At 39.6% G+C, this 16,974-nt stretch carries 15 protein-coding genes; 11 read left to right on the top strand and 4 right to left on the bottom strand.

Translation table 11 applies throughout. From position 1 onward, the window contains the following. The first annotated feature begins 4 nt into the window (after positions 1-4). Complete coding sequence (locus BLS16_RS04130; protein WP_092330297.1) at positions 5-1,081, top strand: hypothetical protein; 1,077 nt, start codon at positions 5-7, stop codon at positions 1,079-1,081. 11 nt (positions 1,082-1,092) lie between these two features. Then, positions 1,093-5,025 (top strand): LPD38 domain-containing protein, encoded by a 3,933-nt coding sequence (locus BLS16_RS04125; protein ID WP_092330294.1) that lies wholly within the window; start codon positions 1,093-1,095, stop codon positions 5,023-5,025. A 14-nt stretch (positions 5,026-5,039) separates the two neighbouring features. Here the strand turns inward: BLS16_RS04125 and BLS16_RS04120 are convergent, their stop codons facing one another. Both BLS16_RS04120 and BLS16_RS04115 read right to left on the bottom strand, forming a co-directional pair. Next, positions 5,040-5,237 carry a hypothetical protein gene (locus tag BLS16_RS04120; RefSeq protein ID WP_092330292.1) on the bottom strand — a complete coding sequence of 66 codons (198 nt, stop codon included), beginning with the start codon at positions 5,235-5,237 and terminating at the stop codon, positions 5,040-5,042. Then, positions 5,209-5,541, bottom strand: coding sequence for a hypothetical protein (locus tag BLS16_RS04115; RefSeq protein ID WP_092330289.1), 333 nt, complete (start codon positions 5,539-5,541; stop codon positions 5,209-5,211). The genes BLS16_RS04120 and BLS16_RS04115 overlap by 29 nt, the downstream gene beginning before the upstream one ends. A gap of 116 nt (positions 5,542-5,657) precedes the next feature. Between BLS16_RS04115 and BLS16_RS04110 the strand changes: the two genes are divergently transcribed. From BLS16_RS04110 to BLS16_RS23410, 3 genes are read left to right on the top strand one after another with little or no spacing between them, the layout of a single operon-like run. Then, positions 5,658-5,861, top strand: coding sequence for a hypothetical protein (locus BLS16_RS04110; protein ID WP_092330286.1), 204 nt, complete (start codon positions 5,658-5,660; stop codon positions 5,859-5,861). Positions 5,862-5,870: 9 nt separating this feature from the next. Next, on the top strand, positions 5,871-6,545 hold the full coding sequence (locus BLS16_RS04105) for an N-acetylmuramoyl-L-alanine amidase family protein (protein WP_092330283.1): 675 nt from the start codon (positions 5,871-5,873) through the stop codon (positions 6,543-6,545). 10 nt (positions 6,546-6,555) lie between these two features. Continuing rightward, positions 6,556-6,741: a hypothetical protein gene (locus BLS16_RS23410; RefSeq protein WP_176786054.1), complete on the top strand. Its 186-nt coding sequence runs from the start codon at positions 6,556-6,558 to the stop codon at positions 6,739-6,741. Between the two features lie 77 nt (positions 6,742-6,818). Here BLS16_RS23410 and BLS16_RS24825 read toward each other — a convergent pair whose 3' ends face one another. After that, positions 6,819-7,034: a helix-turn-helix transcriptional regulator gene (locus BLS16_RS24825; RefSeq protein ID WP_143015496.1), complete on the bottom strand. Its 216-nt coding sequence runs from the start codon at positions 7,032-7,034 to the stop codon at positions 6,819-6,821. Between the two features lie 212 nt (positions 7,035-7,246). Between BLS16_RS24825 and BLS16_RS04095 the strand changes: the two genes are divergently transcribed. From BLS16_RS04095 to BLS16_RS04080, 4 genes are all read left to right on the top strand, one after another. Continuing rightward, the gene (locus BLS16_RS04095) at positions 7,247-7,441 is read left to right on the top strand and encodes a helix-turn-helix domain-containing protein (protein WP_092330277.1); all 195 of its coding nucleotides are present in this window, start codon (positions 7,247-7,249) and stop codon (positions 7,439-7,441) included. 19 nt (positions 7,442-7,460) lie between these two features. Further along, a complete protein-coding gene (locus BLS16_RS04090; protein ID WP_092330274.1) occupies positions 7,461-7,766 on the top strand; it encodes a hypothetical protein in 306 nt (101 codons plus the stop codon). A gap of 1,394 nt (positions 7,767-9,160) precedes the next feature. Further along, positions 9,161-10,495 carry an AAA family ATPase gene (locus BLS16_RS04085; RefSeq protein WP_176786060.1) on the top strand — a complete coding sequence of 445 codons (1,335 nt, stop codon included), beginning with the start codon at positions 9,161-9,163 and terminating at the stop codon, positions 10,493-10,495. Beyond that, positions 10,488-11,102, top strand: coding sequence for a hypothetical protein (locus BLS16_RS04080; RefSeq protein WP_092330268.1), 615 nt, complete (start codon positions 10,488-10,490; stop codon positions 11,100-11,102). The genes BLS16_RS04085 and BLS16_RS04080 overlap by 8 nt, the downstream gene beginning before the upstream one ends. A gap of 908 nt (positions 11,103-12,010) precedes the next feature. On the opposite strand, the gene BLS16_RS04075 is transcribed toward BLS16_RS04080, so the two are convergent. Continuing rightward, positions 12,011-12,460 carry a MarR family winged helix-turn-helix transcriptional regulator gene (locus BLS16_RS04075; RefSeq protein ID WP_092330265.1) on the bottom strand — a complete coding sequence of 150 codons (450 nt, stop codon included), beginning with the start codon at positions 12,458-12,460 and terminating at the stop codon, positions 12,011-12,013. A 256-nt stretch (positions 12,461-12,716) separates the two neighbouring features. Between BLS16_RS04075 and BLS16_RS04070 the strand changes: the two genes are divergently transcribed. Both BLS16_RS04070 and BLS16_RS04065 read left to right on the top strand, forming a co-directional pair. Continuing rightward, on the top strand, positions 12,717-13,853 hold the full coding sequence (locus BLS16_RS04070; protein ID WP_092330263.1) for an efflux RND transporter periplasmic adaptor subunit: 1,137 nt from the start codon (positions 12,717-12,719) through the stop codon (positions 13,851-13,853). Between the two features lie 13 nt (positions 13,854-13,866). Beyond that, the gene (locus tag BLS16_RS04065; RefSeq protein WP_092330261.1) at positions 13,867-16,950 is read left to right on the top strand and encodes an efflux RND transporter permease subunit; all 3,084 of its coding nucleotides are present in this window, start codon (positions 13,867-13,869) and stop codon (positions 16,948-16,950) included. Positions 16,951-16,974 lie beyond the last annotated feature (24 nt).

Here is a 16,974-nt window from a genome sequence, read left to right as displayed (position 1 = left end):
AATTATGGCGAGAAAATATAACCCTGATGGATCCTTTAATGACTACGACGAAAACGGTAAGGTAATTGGCGGAGGGCTAAAAGGAACGGAAGGTCTAAGAGACACATCCGGCTCCTCAAATAGTGGTTATGAGTCTAGTATGTCAAGTGGCCTTAGTAATCTTAAAAACTATCAGAAACAACAGACTATGGCGCAGCTAGATCAACAAAGACAAAACGCGCTATCCAATCTCAAGGCCGAAAAAGCGACCATCGAACCCGTGTATCAGCAGAAGAAAACGCAAGCAGGTGTAAACGCTAGGCAAGCAGCAAGGTCATTTGATGAGTACATGGCGCAGCGCGGCGGCGGTGGAGCTAAATCCGGTATAGCAGGGCAAGGGGCTTTAATGAATAATCTGGGCTATCAAAATGCTTACAGTGCTTTAGATCAAGCAGAAGCAAGCGCACTATCCGACAATGCACGCCGAGTATCAGATGTCGAAAATAACTATGAATCAAATCTTACCTCAGCCAATGCGGGCTTAGAAGCGCAATACCTCCAGGCTTATTTAGATCAAAAGAACAGGGATAAAGCGTTCGGGCTTCAAGAGGCCGGGTTAACAGGTATGTACAATGATGCCCCAACTTTGGCTAATCAGCAATATAACTCGGGTCTTGATCAATGGCGAGAGCAATTTGACTATGGAAAGTCAAGGGATACTGTAGCTGATACACAGTGGGGCAAGCAATTTGATGCAGGACAATCCCAGACAGAGTTTGAACAATGGCTTGCTAAACAACAGCTAGCTTTATCACAACAGAGCGCGGCTAGAGCAAGCAGCGGTAGCTCTTCCGCTAATTTGAGCGCAGTTAAATACCAAAATGAATTAGGAGCGCAACAATCCCTAGCGACTTCCATGCAAGGTCTTCAATCTATGGCTAGCAACGGGGCAACGCGTTCTGATATCTTGAAATTTATTAACGCAAATGCCGGGGATTTACAAGCTAACGGTGTTCCAGTCCAGGATTTATATAATTGGGCGGCTAAGAACTTTACCTGGGATAAAAATGGTAGTGGATGGTACAACACAGCAGAAGAGTAAGGAGGTGCAGTATGGCAAGAAGTCTAGATGAAATATTCGGCAATCAACAGAATAAACCGCGTACACTTGACCAAATCTTTGCACCTCCCTCTCCTGATCCGCTAGAAGCTACTAGAACGCCTCTGGCTATGCAAATGCGTCCGGCGCATAGCAACACTATTGAAACTGCTAAACCGAGTCTAAAATCTGCATTTATCGGGGGGACGCTTAATTCTAACATTGGTAAAGCACTTACCCCTGTAGCTGAAAAGATAGCAGGGAGAAAAGTTGATCTTTCAACTCTTCCACAGCCTGAGACCCTTGGGCAAAAAGCCGTCTCGATGGGCAGTAATCTAGTGACAGACCTTCCATTATGGATAGCCGGGGATGCTTTGCTAGCTAAACCTTTAGGAGCATTGGCGAAGACAGCACCGGTATCTAAGGCCATAGGAGCATTGCCCAAAGCTTTAATTCCTGCACTTGGAACTGGAGTAAGGGCGGGTGCTACCTATGGTGGGGTTGTCGCTCCTACTGAAACAGCGTTAGAGGGTGATGGTTTACAAGGATTAATAGAGAGAGAAAAGCAAGTTCCACTGATGGCACTTGGCGGCACCGCTTTACACGGTGCTGGGCAATTGGTAGGGAAAGGTGTTAGGGAAGGTATTGATCTAGCTAGGATTAATAAACTTACTAAATCGATTGATCTTCCAAAAGTTAATCCCTTAGAAGAAGTCCAAAACGCTTATAAAGTACCGTCTCTTCGTGATGCACGAGCTAACCAACTAAACAAAACCTTTGCGGATACCTCTAATAATATGAGGCGAACTGGATCGACTTTACCAAAGCAGGGGTTAAATCCGTCTGAGATGGCACAACAAAAGCAGTTAAATGCTCAAGCAGCTTTTGGTGAGCCTAGAGACCTGAAAAAATATAACTCTACTACTAGTGAGCAAAGGGCATTTCAAGAGCTCCAGGATGGCATTGCAGAGGCGCAAAACTATGTCAGGCATACAGATGTATTAGCCCCTTATCCCCCAGGGACAACGGTAGAAGCGGCCTATGCTGACGTGAAAGCTAATACTGGTGTAGACTTACCAAAGCTTATAGGCAACTGGGAGAGAGCGCAGGCTAAAAGAACTTCCCTTAATCCTCAAGAATTAAAAATGGGTAAGGCTGCCGGTGTTATCCCGCCATTAAAGCCAAGGGATGTACCAAAGCCAGTGCAGAACAATCTTGAAGGGCCTTTACCGAAAATTAATCCTCCAAATCCACAGCCTTTAACGTGGACAAATAAGGAAGGTATCCCGTCTGCTGGGCCACTGCCTATTCAATCGATCACTGAGGATACTCTGCGTAGATTGCCAAGGAGCCAGCCTAAAACGCCTACGGTATCTAGCGAGACTACGGATATCGATATTCCTATTGTTAATGGTAGAGTTGATGTAGCAAATGTGATAGAACGTCCAAGGGTAATGAATGCTACTATAGAAAGACCGAGTACTAGTAACCCGTCTCTATCTTTACCGAGAGTAGGGGAAACAATGGCTCCGGGTAACGCTGATACATTCAGGACAAAAGTAGATCGCAGTCCCGCGAAAAGTAAACCATTCTCTGAAACATTGAGTAGGGTCAGGACTCAATTTGTCGATGATCTAGCGCCGTTGGAAAATCTTGAAAAGAATATCACTGGAAAGGTAGCTAGTGCCGAGGACAGTCTTTACAAACAAGGTCGTTTATTTCGGGGTAGCCCCGAGAGGGCAGACGAATTAATTAAGTCAAGGTTAGCACCGGTTATTAAAGGCGTAGAGAAATCGGGTAAAACAAGTAAGGACTTGGGGGATTATGCTCTAGCCGTACACGCTAGGGATGTCAATGCCAAAGGAATAAACTCGGGTTTTACCGATGCAGAGATAAACGCAACTATCCAGAAGTACGGCACCCCCGAGATGGAAGCGGCACGCAAAGAACTAATGAAGATTAGTAATGAATCTCTTGACTCCTTGGCTGAATCCGGACTAATCAGCAGAGAATTAGTCACAGCACTGAGGGAAAAGCATCCAAATTATATGCCGCTTTTTAGGCTATTCGATGATGACAAGGTGGAGTTTGCAGCAGGAGTATCAAAGACGCTTGCCAATGTTACGGCCCCACTTAACCGTTTGGTTGGATCAGACAGAAAAGTCATTGATCCGATTGAGAGTATGGTAAAAAATATTTACCGTAGCATATCGGCGGTTGATCGCAATAAGGTGGCTTCACAGCTTAGTAAACTGGCAGACAAAGACACTAATGGGGCTTTTATCCGTAGACTAGCTGAGGGTGAAGAGAGAGGGCGGTTAAATACAGTCTATGCTATGGAAGGTGGTAAAAAGGTTCAATACGAAGTGCAACCCGACGTTTATAAGGCGCTACTGAACCTGGATAGAGAGTCTTCCAACATGCTAATAAAGTTACTACAGAAGCCCGCAGGGCTTTTAAGATCAGGCGCAACTCTAACTCCAGAGTTTAGCTTGCGGAATCCAATTAGAGACATTCCTGCAGCATTTTCGGTAAGTAAGTCTGGCTTTAATCCGATCACAGATATCCCGAGAGCCTTATTTGATATTATAAGAACCAAGCAAGGTAAGGAAACGTTGTATAATCAATTTCTTAAAGATAATGCAGGATACGGAAATATCATCTCTATGGATAGAAAAGTCCATCAAGAAGTGCTGAAAGACATTTTATCAAAGCCGCAGGGAAATAAATTCGTTAATGTCATAAATCCTAAGTCATGGATTAGTGTCCTACGTGCAATTACCGATGTTTCAGAGAGTGCCACCAAACTGGGTGAGTATAGAGCAGCATTAAGAAGTGGCGCTAGTCGGCCAGAGGCGGCGTACAGGGCTAGAGACATAATGGATTTTGGGAGAGCCGGATCTAGTATCCGTGAATCTAATAAGATTATCGCGTTCTTAAATGCCAGCATTCAAGGAAAGTCTAAACTATACAGGGCCATAAAAGAAGATCCGATCGGCGTAACTACTAGAGCCTTTGTTTCTATAACACTCCCTACTATCGGGGCCTATATGGCGCAGAGGTATCTCTCTAATGACGAGCAAAAGAAAACTATTAGTGATGCCCCTAGTTGGTTAACTTCTACATTCTGGCTTGTCCCTATCCCGGGCACAAGCCAGGTAGCGAGAATCCCAAAACCGTTTGATCTGGCCCCTATATTCGCGAATCTTCCTGAACGGGCACTGAGGTATCTTGAAACAAACGACCCCGAAGCTTTTGAGGGCTTTGGAAAGGAAACGCTTACATCTTTTTCTATACCAACAATGATTACGGCATTGACACCGTTCCTTGAGGGTATGGCAAATTACAGTTTTTTCAAACAGGGGCCGATTATTCCGCAACGAGAATCAGATTTGAATTTTCCTGATCAGTATGATATTAGAACTACTGGAACTGCTAAACTATTTGCGAAGGGTGTCAATGAATTAACGGGGGGACAAGGAGCTTTAAAGAACTTTGGATCACCTAGAATTATGGATAACACCATTCGTGGCTTAACCGCTGGATTGGGGTCATACGCTACAAGTGCAATAGACTTCATAGCTGAAACGTCGGGTCTAGTCGAAAAGAAACAAAGACCTGCTCGTAATATCAGCGACTTGCCACTTTTAAGAGCCTTTTTAGCCCCTGAATATAGCAGCGGTAAGTCAATGGATAAACTCTATAATGAGAAGGATCAACTTCTAAGAGCGAGAGGGTCAGCAAAGATAGAAAGTTCAAAAGCCGCATTCCCGCAGGAAAAAAGACTGAAAAAACTTAACACCGTATCAGATGAGATAAGCAAAATTACTAAAGAGATACGTAAGATAGAAAACGATACGCTTATGAATCCACTATCAAAGAGGGAACGGATAAACTCTTTAACAGACAAGCGAAACGAGTTAGCCAAAAGGGTTATGGCTAAATAGAAAAGGATCTCGTCTCAGAGATCCTTCACATCTTCTCTAGGTAATTTAGCGATTACCAGGTACGAACTCATTCCAACGACCGCTATCACAATCTTTAGCCACAGCGATTCTCCGGGGATAATCCAAAATGCTACAGCCGAACCAATCAATACGTAAATGGCAACCCAATGATACCAATACATTTTATTCAATTCCTCTATTTTCTGCTTCATTCTCAAACATCCTTTTGTCCCGTATTGTAAAAAGTAACCAAATTACACTACCACAGGTTAATACACCCCATATCACAGTCAGGCTTTTACTAGAATACCAATCCATTGCAATACTTTGGCTTTGTATCATGCGCTTGCTGTGATCCGACGATGAAAGTCTTTCATAATAAACTGCGCCATTCCAACGATCCGTGCTGTATTTTACTACTGTGCTTCCATTGGTGTTTTTATCAATATTCCATCGAAAAGCTATTGCCAACATAAGTAAAACTAGGATTACCCCTGGAACCTTCCAATTCTTCAATTTCTCCCCCTCCTAATTTTTTAACATTATTATACATCTTTTAGCTGCCTTCGTGGCAGTTATTTTTTATGGGTTTCAAACGGAAAGAGGCGATACAGCCAGAAAGAAGGTGTTCTATGACTCAACAAGTTCAATGCTCAATCGGAAATCCTTGTGCGGTAGTCCAGCTGCTTGAGCAACGGATAGAAAGCCAAGAAGGGAGGACAGAGAAGATGGAGAGTGTAATTGAGTCACTCAGAAACAGACTCCCTCTATGGGCTACGATGACCATGACAGCCGGTGGGGCAGTGATAGGATTTTTAGCAAATAAAGTTTTATAGGAGGATCATATGAAGATTTTTATAGACCAGGGGCACGGAGGAAGTGACCCCGGGGCAGTATCGAAAATTAAAGAATCTGAGTTTACTTTATCGTATGGTTATGAACTGGGTAGAGTTTTAATGGTGCTTGGCTTTGAAGTAATGTACTCTCGTACTTCGGATTATGCTGTATCACTAGCAGAACGTTGCCGAATGGCTAACACATGGGGGGCAGACTACTTTATCTCGATCCACTTTAATTCTGGCGGCGGGATTGGTATTGAAACGTTCGCCCTTTCGGCAGGAGGTCAAGGGGAGAAACTAGCAAAGGCTGTACAGGGGCCTATTATCGATGCAACCGGCGCAGTAAATAGAGGAGTAAAGTTTGCAAACTTCCAGGTTCTGCGGGATACCTCTATGCCAGCCATTTTAATTGAAGGCGGCTTTGTTGACAGCGATATAGACGCACAAAAAATAAAGACAGAAGATTACAAGCGGAAGTTCATCCAAGGAGCTACAAAGGGCATTTGTGCCTTTACGGGTGTAAATTGGAATGACCCGTACGCGGTGATTGTTCAGCCGCCATCCATAGTAGAGGACAAGGATATCTATTTATCGGTAAGGGTCTTACAGTCTAAAGCCGACCAAGCGATAAAGGATATTAACAAGCTCGGATTCGCTGCAAAGAAATTAGACTTAGCCTAAAAATGAAAGGATGATTCATATGTTAGAAAAATTAAGAAAACCGGCTTTAGCTATCGCCGTGTTAGGGGCTGTAAAACTCGTTACAGATGCCTTTGGAGTACAGATCTTAACTGATGAGAGCATTAATGCTATTGCTAATGGTGTTAGTGCTGTAGCCACGGTTATTGGTATTTTGATTAACCGAGATGCACAATAACCCCGCAAAAGATTTATCTACTAGACGTATTCTTATTATAGAAGATTATGACCCCAGCATAATTGCTGGGGTCTTAGTTAGCGGTATCCGTGAAAATAATTAGGCCAAATGTAATCTACCCTATACCCTAATGCGCTAGCTATTTCTTGAGCTGTAGATAAGTATAGATCTTTACCATTCATAATTTTAGATATGTGCGACTGGGAATAGCCGGTCATATCTGCTAATGCGAATTGTGTTATACCTTTTCGCAGCATAACTTCCTCAAGCCTGCAACCCTTGTGCTGTTTCAAACTTCATCACCGAAAGTTAGTTTTCGGCGAGTAATGGCGATTTCCTTCGGTTTAAAGCCCTGTGGATAAACTATATACATAGATTACTAAATAGTGTCGAAAATATGATATATTTAGCGTAAACAAGTTACTTTTAATATTTTCAATTATTACTCAATTCGACATGACTTAAGCGATAAACTTATAGGTAGCATCAAAAGGGAATGACATAAGTGATTGGCGTGATAATAGCTAAGATTCGCAAGGAGAGAGGGTGGACACAAAAAGAATTGGCTGAAGCTACAGGACTAAGTAGAAGTCGCATAGCAGCCATCGAAGAGGGTGGTCATCCCGGAATAAAAACTATGGCTATGATTGCTGATGCATTAGGAGTTGAAGTAAAAGAGCTTTATAAAAAGAAGAAGTAGAAGGAGGATGATTTTTAACATGATTGAAAAACAGATTACCTCTAATGGGATACTTGATAAAACCATAGAGAGTTTAATAGAAGAAAGACTTTTTTATACCGCTTGCGGTAAAACTCAGGAAAAAGCCGAATATGATAAATTGAGAAAGGAATTGATTTATTTAGGCGATAGTATCAAGAACCTAATGGGTTCTAAACAAAGTGTTTTCGAACAGTATGAAGAATCATCCACACTTTACGGAAACACGCTAAGGCAAAATTCATATAGACAAGGTTTTACGGATGGGCTAAAACTTCTAAAAGATATTTTATTCTTAGGGCAATAATGTTAGGTGTACCAGCAGTACCGCCTCGCCTCCACCAAATAAACCCTTGAATGTGGTGGAGATACATAAAAACGGAAGCCTTGAGGTACATGAAAATGTATGCCTCAGGGCTTTTTTGCGTTTGCAAAGAATTTCCATACAGATCTTTACCAATATCTTTGGGGTCTCAAGATGGAGTTTAATCAGTTACAGTCCAGTAGTCGTTTTAAAAGGTGGACGTTTTGTATGAGTTTGCTCACAATTGGAGATTACCAACTATGGGTGGGAATTTCTTCTGGAATATCCTAGAAAGTCGCAACGGATTTAAGTCAAAACAGAATATGAACACTGACACTTTTCGCGTTATTGACCCTGCCAACTTTTGAGTTGATTGGAGATTCGACGAGATTCTTTGAGAAATACCTTCTTTCAACATAATAGGTGGAAGAGAATAGGGGTGCTGAGCCGCTAATCAATTAGTCTTAATTTCTAATTTTGAGCATGTAATCAAATATGGATAAACATAATTATAGGTCCAGCGGCGTTCGCAAGTCTTAAACAGATTGGTTAGTTTAACAGATGTCTTAAACGAGTAGATGTTATTTTTCTGCTCAAAAAAAAGACCACCTTGAATGTTACTTCAAGGTGGTCTTTGTACTAAAGGTATTCATTGATAGTATTTGTTTACAGCAAATCAACAGCATCTCGATTGTCCTTCTTACTTGTGATGAAATAGCATAAGGCCTTTGTGTCGACATTCATGCCAATCGAGTTTAGCGATAGTAGGAAGAATGTGTCTCTTCAATAATCGTTTCTGATTAAATACACTTCTAGCTGATAAATTCAGCTTTCTAGAAGAATTGAGGCGTCTCTATGCAACCTCGTTGAACGATGTCTCAGAAGTAATTAAGGACTATCACGAAAAAGACTTTCTTGACATTCAGTTTTAATGTACATTTTCGCTAGTTGAATCACCTCCCGCTAAGAGGCATAGAACGAAACTTTCTGCCTTACCCATTATTTCAAGCTCCCAACATATATATGTCCTTAATCTTTATACTCCCGATCTCGCTCACTCTGATCCCGGTTTAAATGAGCAGGTAAAGGCAAGTTCTGCAGTTGACAATTTATCTATTATGCTTACTAAGCATATAAATAAAGGATATATTTACCATAATGTGGAAGTGTATGTATACCAAATTGCTATAAGGAGGGCTTGGATGGAGCTTGAGTTGATAGAGGATATAACCGATTTGCCTTGAGAATCTCCGAATTAAAAATCATTCTTTAGTACTTGATAATTTTAACGCAAATTTATATTGCGTTAAACCGTTTATATTGCTGATTTTATGATAATAATATCATGTATACGAAAAATTTTATTGCGTATTCAGGTAAAGGAGGTTATGATGGTGATGAGGATTATTCCGCAAGTTAATGAGAGGCGGGGAAATATGAAACTGAATAAAATATCAATCGATGGTTTCAGAAACATTAAAATGTCAGAAATAATTTGTAGTGAGTTAGTTGCGTTGGTGTCTCTAAATAGTTACGGAAAGTCTAACTTACTTCAGGCAATTGATTTTGGTGTAGATTTCATTAGGAGAGATGAGGACACTAAAAAAGATATGATGTCTTGGACGAAGGGCATTCCCTTAAATAAGAGTATGCCTTCAAAGGATTTTCGAATAGAGTTTGAAATGAAGACGTCAATAGATGAAAATACATATATTGTATTATATGGATATAAATTTAAGTGGGTTAGAGATGACGACACAGGTGCTAGTATTGTCGGTGAATGGCTGAAAGTAAAACTTGATGAAAAAAACCAAAAGTATAAAGTTCTAATAAAAAGGGACGGAGGGCAAGCATTCTATCGAAGTGCTGAGACAGGTAGATGTAGTAGTAAGGTTACAATAGAAAATAATGAATTAATTGTTAATAAATTGAAAGCCTTTGACTTTCTGTATTACTACGATATTATAAAAAGAATTAATAGCTTAAGGGTTTATATTGAGAGGCATCTAGATGCTAGCAATTCATACGGTCCTGACCCTATAATTCGAAAGAATGTGGATGCTTTGGAAATGGAGGGAAATAATCTACCTCGAGCAGTTTTTAGTTTAAAAAAGCAGCATCCTGAAAGATATGAATTGCTTATTAATTCTTTCATGCAACTTTTTCCACAAATCACAGAGATTGATGTGGAAGAAGTTAGTGTTAACACAAAATTGAACAAACAACTTCCTGATGATTTGCCTTTTAAATTAAGTAAGGAAGTATATATTTTATACGTAAATGATCATAACTTAAATCAACCAATTAATTTTGAAGATATGTCTGATGGCGCGAAGAGAGTATTTTTGTTGCTAACAAATATCATCATTGCTGACTTAAATAATCTTTCCCTTATTGCAGTTGAAGAACCTGAAAACTCGATACATCCAAGTCTACTGCAGAACTATTTAAGAGTGGTGACACAACTGTTAGGAGAGACTAGGATAATTATTACCAGTCACTCTCCTTATATTATTCAATATCTCGAGCCCCATAATGTATACGTGGGAATGCCGGGAAAATATGGTGTTGCACAATTTAAAAGAATACGTATGTTTGCCCAAAAAGCACTAATCAATGATGCATCTAACTCGGAAATGTCGACTGGGGATTATTTGTTTGAATTACTTAGTGGCACAGAAGAGGACATAAAGATGATTGAGCAATACTTGGAGACTGAAAATAATGAGTAAGGTTATTGTGATTTTTATTGAAGGTGAAACAGAGATAGATTTCTATAATAGACTCATTAGACAGCTCCACTCATTTGCTCCAGAACAAAGATTTAGAGTCGATGAATTGATTATAAGAAACCTCAAAGGTATTGGGAATTATAAAAATAGGGCAAAAAGAGTTTTGAAAGAAATAATGAGTAGTAGAAACGCAGGTATAAACTATACTGTAGTATTGTGTTATGATACAGACGTGTTTGATTTCTCTGCTAATCCTCCAGTGGTATGGTCTGAGGTCGAACAGCAGCTAAAGGCAAGTGGTGCCAATAAAATTATCCACGTTAAAGCGAAACGATCCATAGAAGATTGGTTCTTGTATGATGTAAAAGGGGTACTCCGATATCTTAGATTACCCGAAACCTCAAAAATCCCTAAAACTGGTGGGGCAGATACAATTAAAGCCTTATTTAAAAAGGCTGGTAAAGTTTATATCAAAGGCTCTGCAACTAAAGGATTTGTAGAGACGTTAGATATAAAAGTTATCATGACATTGATTTGCCACGATCTGAAAAAATTATGTAAAGAACTAGGAATAAAATGTTCAAGCGATAAGTGCCGAGGGAATTAGAAGAATTTTAATCCCTATTTCTCTGCTAAAATGAATTCGCATTTATTTTTTATTGCAATAGGTGAACATTATCACTATGTATAATCTGATATAATAAACGGTTTTGTAGTTTGCTGGAAATACGTTCTCTTTCAGATCTAGTTGCGAATTGACGCTGGACGGGCGGCGTGAGTGTCGGGTATCTACTCATTTGAAGTATTGGCTGGGTTGATAATGCTTTTTATTGCAAGAGAATTCGTACTAAGTCACTAAATGGGGGTGGACAGTATGAATAAGACTAATCTTATGACTAATTGTACATGTAATCTTGTTGACACCTTTTGGGCTATCGGTTGTAGCGGAGTTGCTAACGCCCTATCAGCGTGAGTTCAGACTTGCCAAAGATGCTATCCTTCCTCCCCTGGAGTGCAGTAATTCAGTCTTCTTATCCGTGTTAGATTAGATTTGCAAAATCAAAACAATTTTCCCATTCGAGGGTTTGGATAGTTACGCCTCGCCTCCACCAAATAAGCCCTTGAATGTGGTGGAGATACATAAAAACGGAAGCCTTGAGGTACATGAAAATGTATGCCTCAGGGCTTTTTTGCATCAAATCTCACTCCTAGTCTACAAAGGCCACCTTGATTTTTACTTCAAGGTGCCTTTGTAGACTAGGAGTTTTTCAATATAGCTATCAATAATTTTTTAAGATCTTAACTCTAAGCTTTCAAAGTTTGGATACCGAACTGCGTGGGAGATCATTAAGTGGATTGATTCAGCACTTTCAGTCGATTAATTACTTCTGAATATGGGTTAGATATTTAAATTGAAAAAAGGTTCTGTAAAATTGTCTGATCACCACGCAGGAAGTGTTTTTAGCTTTGTGCGCATCAGATGATAAGGAGCAGGTACAGAGTTATTTGGAAAACCTATTTTGGAATTTTATTTATGATCCTAAAGAGGTTATCCAAAGCATCGTTTAAAGAAGCTAAGTCATCCTTATCTAAACATTCGATTTTCTTTTTCAAGATGTAGGTTACCTCATTATTTATGTTATTAAGGAAATCTATACCAACGGAAGTAAGACAAATTTTTATTGACCTTCTATCGATAGTATCATGTTTTCTTTGCACATATCCACTTGCTACCAATTTATCAATGATAGGAGTCATTTGTTGCTTTGACATAGTCATTTCGTTGGAGAGTTCTGTCATAGTAAAATATTCTTTTTCACATAGAACAGTCATTGTGTGCATGTGTACTGGACTTGTGAGATTTTTTGCTTCTTGTTCTAATGGTCTTAAAAGCCTTCTTGCAAATAAGGGAACCAGATTGGACATCTTTTTTGCAATCTCATTTAATTCAAGGTCTTCTATCATAAAAATTACCTCCCTGTGAATAATTTGTGAAGAATTAAATAGGGCAATTGACAATTGTCGTATAGTCAACTACTATTTATAGTAAATAAATATTTACTATAAATAGTAGTTGACTAATTACAATGTATTATACCAAATAATAAAAAAAAAGATAGGGGGTATAAAATATCACTCGAAGGTAAGAAAGCCGAAAACCAACGCGAATGTAAAGAACAGGTTATATAGCATAAATCTGATTACTTGAGGAGGATTTAAAGTGTCTAGAAAGAGAGTAATTATAATCCTAGTTGTTGTGCTCGTTTTTGTTGCTGGGGTCACTCTGGTTAAGGGGAAAAAGACAACTCCAGTTGCTAAAATCACTTCTCCTAATATTGTTTCTGTCAAAGTCGCTCAAGCAAAGTATGTTGCCAAGGACTCGACCCTTACATATAAGGCTTCATTAGAAGCATCTGAAGAAGGAATTATAGCTGGAAAAATTAGCGGTAAGGTAGTACAGGTCGTGTTTGAGAATGGCGATTATGTATCCCAAGGGGATACGTTAATCAAATTAGATGATCAGGACATTAAAAATAATATTGAATCGTCGGAGAGTAAGATACTATCTTCGCAATTAAGTTTAGAGGCAAATCAATTGACTTTGGAAGATGCACAGATTTCCTATGATAGATCAAAAACGCTTTTTGATCAGCGGGCAATTTCCAAGGCAGACTTAGAAATTGCAGAAACAACGCTAAAAAAAGCTAAGAACAGTGTAGAATCAACAAAAGCTGCTCTGAATACTGCACAGATAGATTTGAAAATTTTGCAAGAATCGTTGGTAAATACGACAATTACCGCTCCAATTTCAGGCGTTATTGATGAGAAAAGTGTCAGTATAGGACAATATGCCAACATGGGAACTACTTTAGGAAAGGTTAAGAATATATCACCTATCTATGCCGTAATTGAGGTAGATCAAAACGAAATAAGTTCTTTAAAGTTAGAACAAAGTGCCAAAGTAAAAGTTGGAGTGGATCAAGTTAAAGAATATGATGGGATGATTAACAGTATTGAAGTATCTGCAGATATTTCATCAAGGGTTTTTAAATGCAAAGTTCTGGTTGATAATCCAGATCAATCACTAAAACCGGGTATTTATGCCAACGTTGAGATTGTGGGTAACCAGAAGGAAGAAGTGCTTTCAGTCCCAACCGATGCCTTAAGTGGTACTCAAGGAGATTATACGGTTTTTGTGAACGATGAAGGGATCGCTCGTAAACATATTGTTAGTATTGGGGAAATCACAAATGGTTTGGTAGAGATTAAAGATGGCTTAGAAGAAGAGGACAGCGTAATCATTACAAATGTAAATACAATCCAAGATGGCGATACAGTCTCAGCAGTAACGGAATAGGGGGATAAACCTTATGTTTTTAGCAAATCTCAGTATAAAAAGGCCTGTATTTGCCATTGTGGTAATGATTGCTTTGGTCGCAGTAGGTATAGTGAGCTATATGGGGTTACCCATTAATCAATATCCTGATACAGATATCCCTATTGTAGCTATTTCTATTACCCAGCCGGGAGCTTCACCTGAACAGCTCGAATCAAAGGTAACTAAAAAAGTAGAGGAAGCAGTCGGACAGATTTCAGGAGTGAGCCATATTTCCTCTACCATTACAGAAGGTTCTTCGCAGACTACCATTGAATTTGATAGTGATAAGTCAATCGATGTGGCAGCCCAAGATGTCAAGGATAAAATAGACGGAATTCGAGCTGCATTGCCAGATGATATTGATGAACCGATTATTCAAAAGTTTGACTTTAGTGCGGAATCAATTCTATCACTCGTTGTCACTGGACCTCTTTCGAATAAGGATTTATCTCAGGTCGTTGAAGATGATATCGTAAAACGATTAAATACGGTTAAAGGCGTGGGGTCTATCACAACCTATGGTGGACAAGAACGGGAAATTCATATCCTGCTGGATAAAGAAAAAATGACGTCTCTTGATCTAACAACTTCGGAAATAACAGCTAGTCTTCAAAGCGACAACGTAGATATGTCAAGCGGAAAAGTTTCTAACGGAGAAAAAGAGGTTTCCTTACGGACAGATGGTACGATAAAAGAAGTCAATGATTTCTTAAATGTTTTAGTCGCTAATCGTAACGGAACCGAAATACGAATCAAGGACATAGCCCAAGTGGAAGATGGTATTGAGGATCGAAGCAGCATTTCTTATTATAAGGGCAAAGAGACTATTGGCATTGAAATAGTCAAACAATCTGGGGAAAATACAACACAAGTTGCAAGTGATCTTAAAGCAGAAATTTCAAAACTCCAGACGTCGCTGCCTGAAGGTGTGAAAGTTGATATTGTCAGCGACAATTCACTGACCATTCAGGAATCGGTGGATGAAGTTAAGAAAACGATGCTTGAAGGGTGTATTCTAGCGGTTATTGTTGTATTCTTATTCCTTCGAAATTGGAGCAGTACAGCCATCAGTGCAATTGCACTGCCAACATCGATTATCACGACCTTTGCAGTAATGAAAATAATGGATTTTTCACTTAACACCATGTCCTTAATGGGGCTTTCCTTAGCAGTTGGATTGCTCATCGACGATGCGATTGTAGTCATAGAAAATATCGTGAGGCACTTAAATATGGGCAAATCGGGGATGCAAGCAGCTAAAGACGGAACAAGCGAGATTGGACTTGCAGTAATGGCTACGACGTTTGCAGTAGTCGCGGTATTTCTCCCCATTTCCTTGGTTAATGGAATGATTGGATCATACTTCAAGCAATTTGGCATTACCGTTGCTGCCAGCGTATTAGTTTCGTTATTTGTCTCCTTTACCTTAGTGCCGATGTTGTCGTCCAGATATCTTAAAAGAGAAACAGGTGAAACAAATAAAAAACCAGGTATTCTGGGGAGGCTCTTATTATGGTTCAACCATTTATTTGACAAACTTGCCGATGTATATACTAGCATACTTAAAGTAGCCTTAAGGCACAGGAAAAAAACTGTATTTATTGCATTGGCCATGTTCTTTGCAAGTTTAACTCTTCTGTCCGGTATTGGAATTAGTTTTATGGAGACAACAGACAATGGAAAGATCACAATTACGGCGGAGCCCGATGGGGGAAGAACACTCGAGAGTGTTGCTAAGACGACTAAACAAATGGAAGAAATTCTCGGTGGGTATTCTGAAGTTCAGTACCTATACTCCACAGTTACAACTGGGCAAATCAAAATTATAGCAAAGTTACCCGGTAAGAATGACAGAACTGAAAGCTTGAGTGAAGTCGGTAATAAAATGCGTGAGGACTTGAAGAAGATTCCAGGAATTAATATTTCTGTGAGCACAGGTTCAAGCGTTATGTCAGGAAAGGACGTTCAGTTACATTTTAAAGGTAATAACTTTAGTAATCTTTTAGAATATACGCAGAGAGCTGAGAAGATCTTCAAACAAATTCCTGGGACTGTTGATGTCAGTATGGACTATAAGGCTGGAAAAGCGGAAGCAAAGCTTGAGGTAGATCGTGATCGAGCGGCCGATCTAGGTGTGAGTCCAGTTGTTGTTGCGAATACGCTAGGAACACTATTTAATGGCTCTGTCGTAAGCCATTATGAAACAGAAAAGGATCGTTACAGCGTTAAGGTGTTACTTCAAGATGATCAGAGAACGGATTTTGACAGCTTGAAAGGAATTTATGTGCCAGGGACAAATAATAGGCTGGTCCCTCTCGATCAGGTAACAAAACAAGTTTTTACTACAGGTTCCACTACTATCAACAGATATGACAAAGAAAGAGAGATTCAGGTGACTGCAAATTTAGTTGGAGTTTCAACCGGTAGTTTTAATACCATGTTTAATGAGAGATTGAACAGTGAAGAAAATATGCCGACTGGAGTAAGCCAAACAGCTGCCGGATCTCAGGAAATGTTGTCCGAAAGTATCTCAAGCTTAATTACAGCATTATTAATGGGAATTTTATTCATTTTCTTGATCTTAGCAGCACAGTTTGAAAGTTTTGTAGATCCATTTGCTATTTTATTCTCTTTGCCATTCGCCATTATAGGAGCACTGCTGGCCCTATTTCTATCAGGAAGCAACTTAAGCATGATGGCATTTATCGGGATTATCATGTTGATGGGATTAGTAACCAAAAATGCAATACTATTAGTTGATTTTACAAAGCAAAGACGGAGCGAGGGAGAAGAAAGAAATCAGGCGATACTTCAGGCAGGTTCCACACGATTTCGGCCTATAATTATGACGACTTTAGCAATGATTTTTGGTATGCTTCCTACAGCACTATCGACAGGCACGGGAGCTGAATCACGTATCCCTATGGCATATACAATTATTGGCGGGCTAATTTCATCAACTTTCTTAACACTCTTAGTTGTACCGGTAGTCTATACACTGTTAGATGACCTTAAAGGAGTGTTTAAGAAGAAAAAAACGCCGGTTGTAGTGGTCCAGGAATCAGTTAATAACTAAATTATGGTCTGCAAAGTTCTTGAA

The sequence above is a fragment of the Desulfosporosinus hippei DSM 8344 genome, from assembly GCF_900100785.1.
Lineage (GTDB): Bacteria > Bacillota > Desulfitobacteriia > Desulfitobacteriales > Desulfitobacteriaceae > Desulfosporosinus > Desulfosporosinus hippei.
This window is presented reverse-complemented; position numbering and strand designations above follow the sequence as displayed.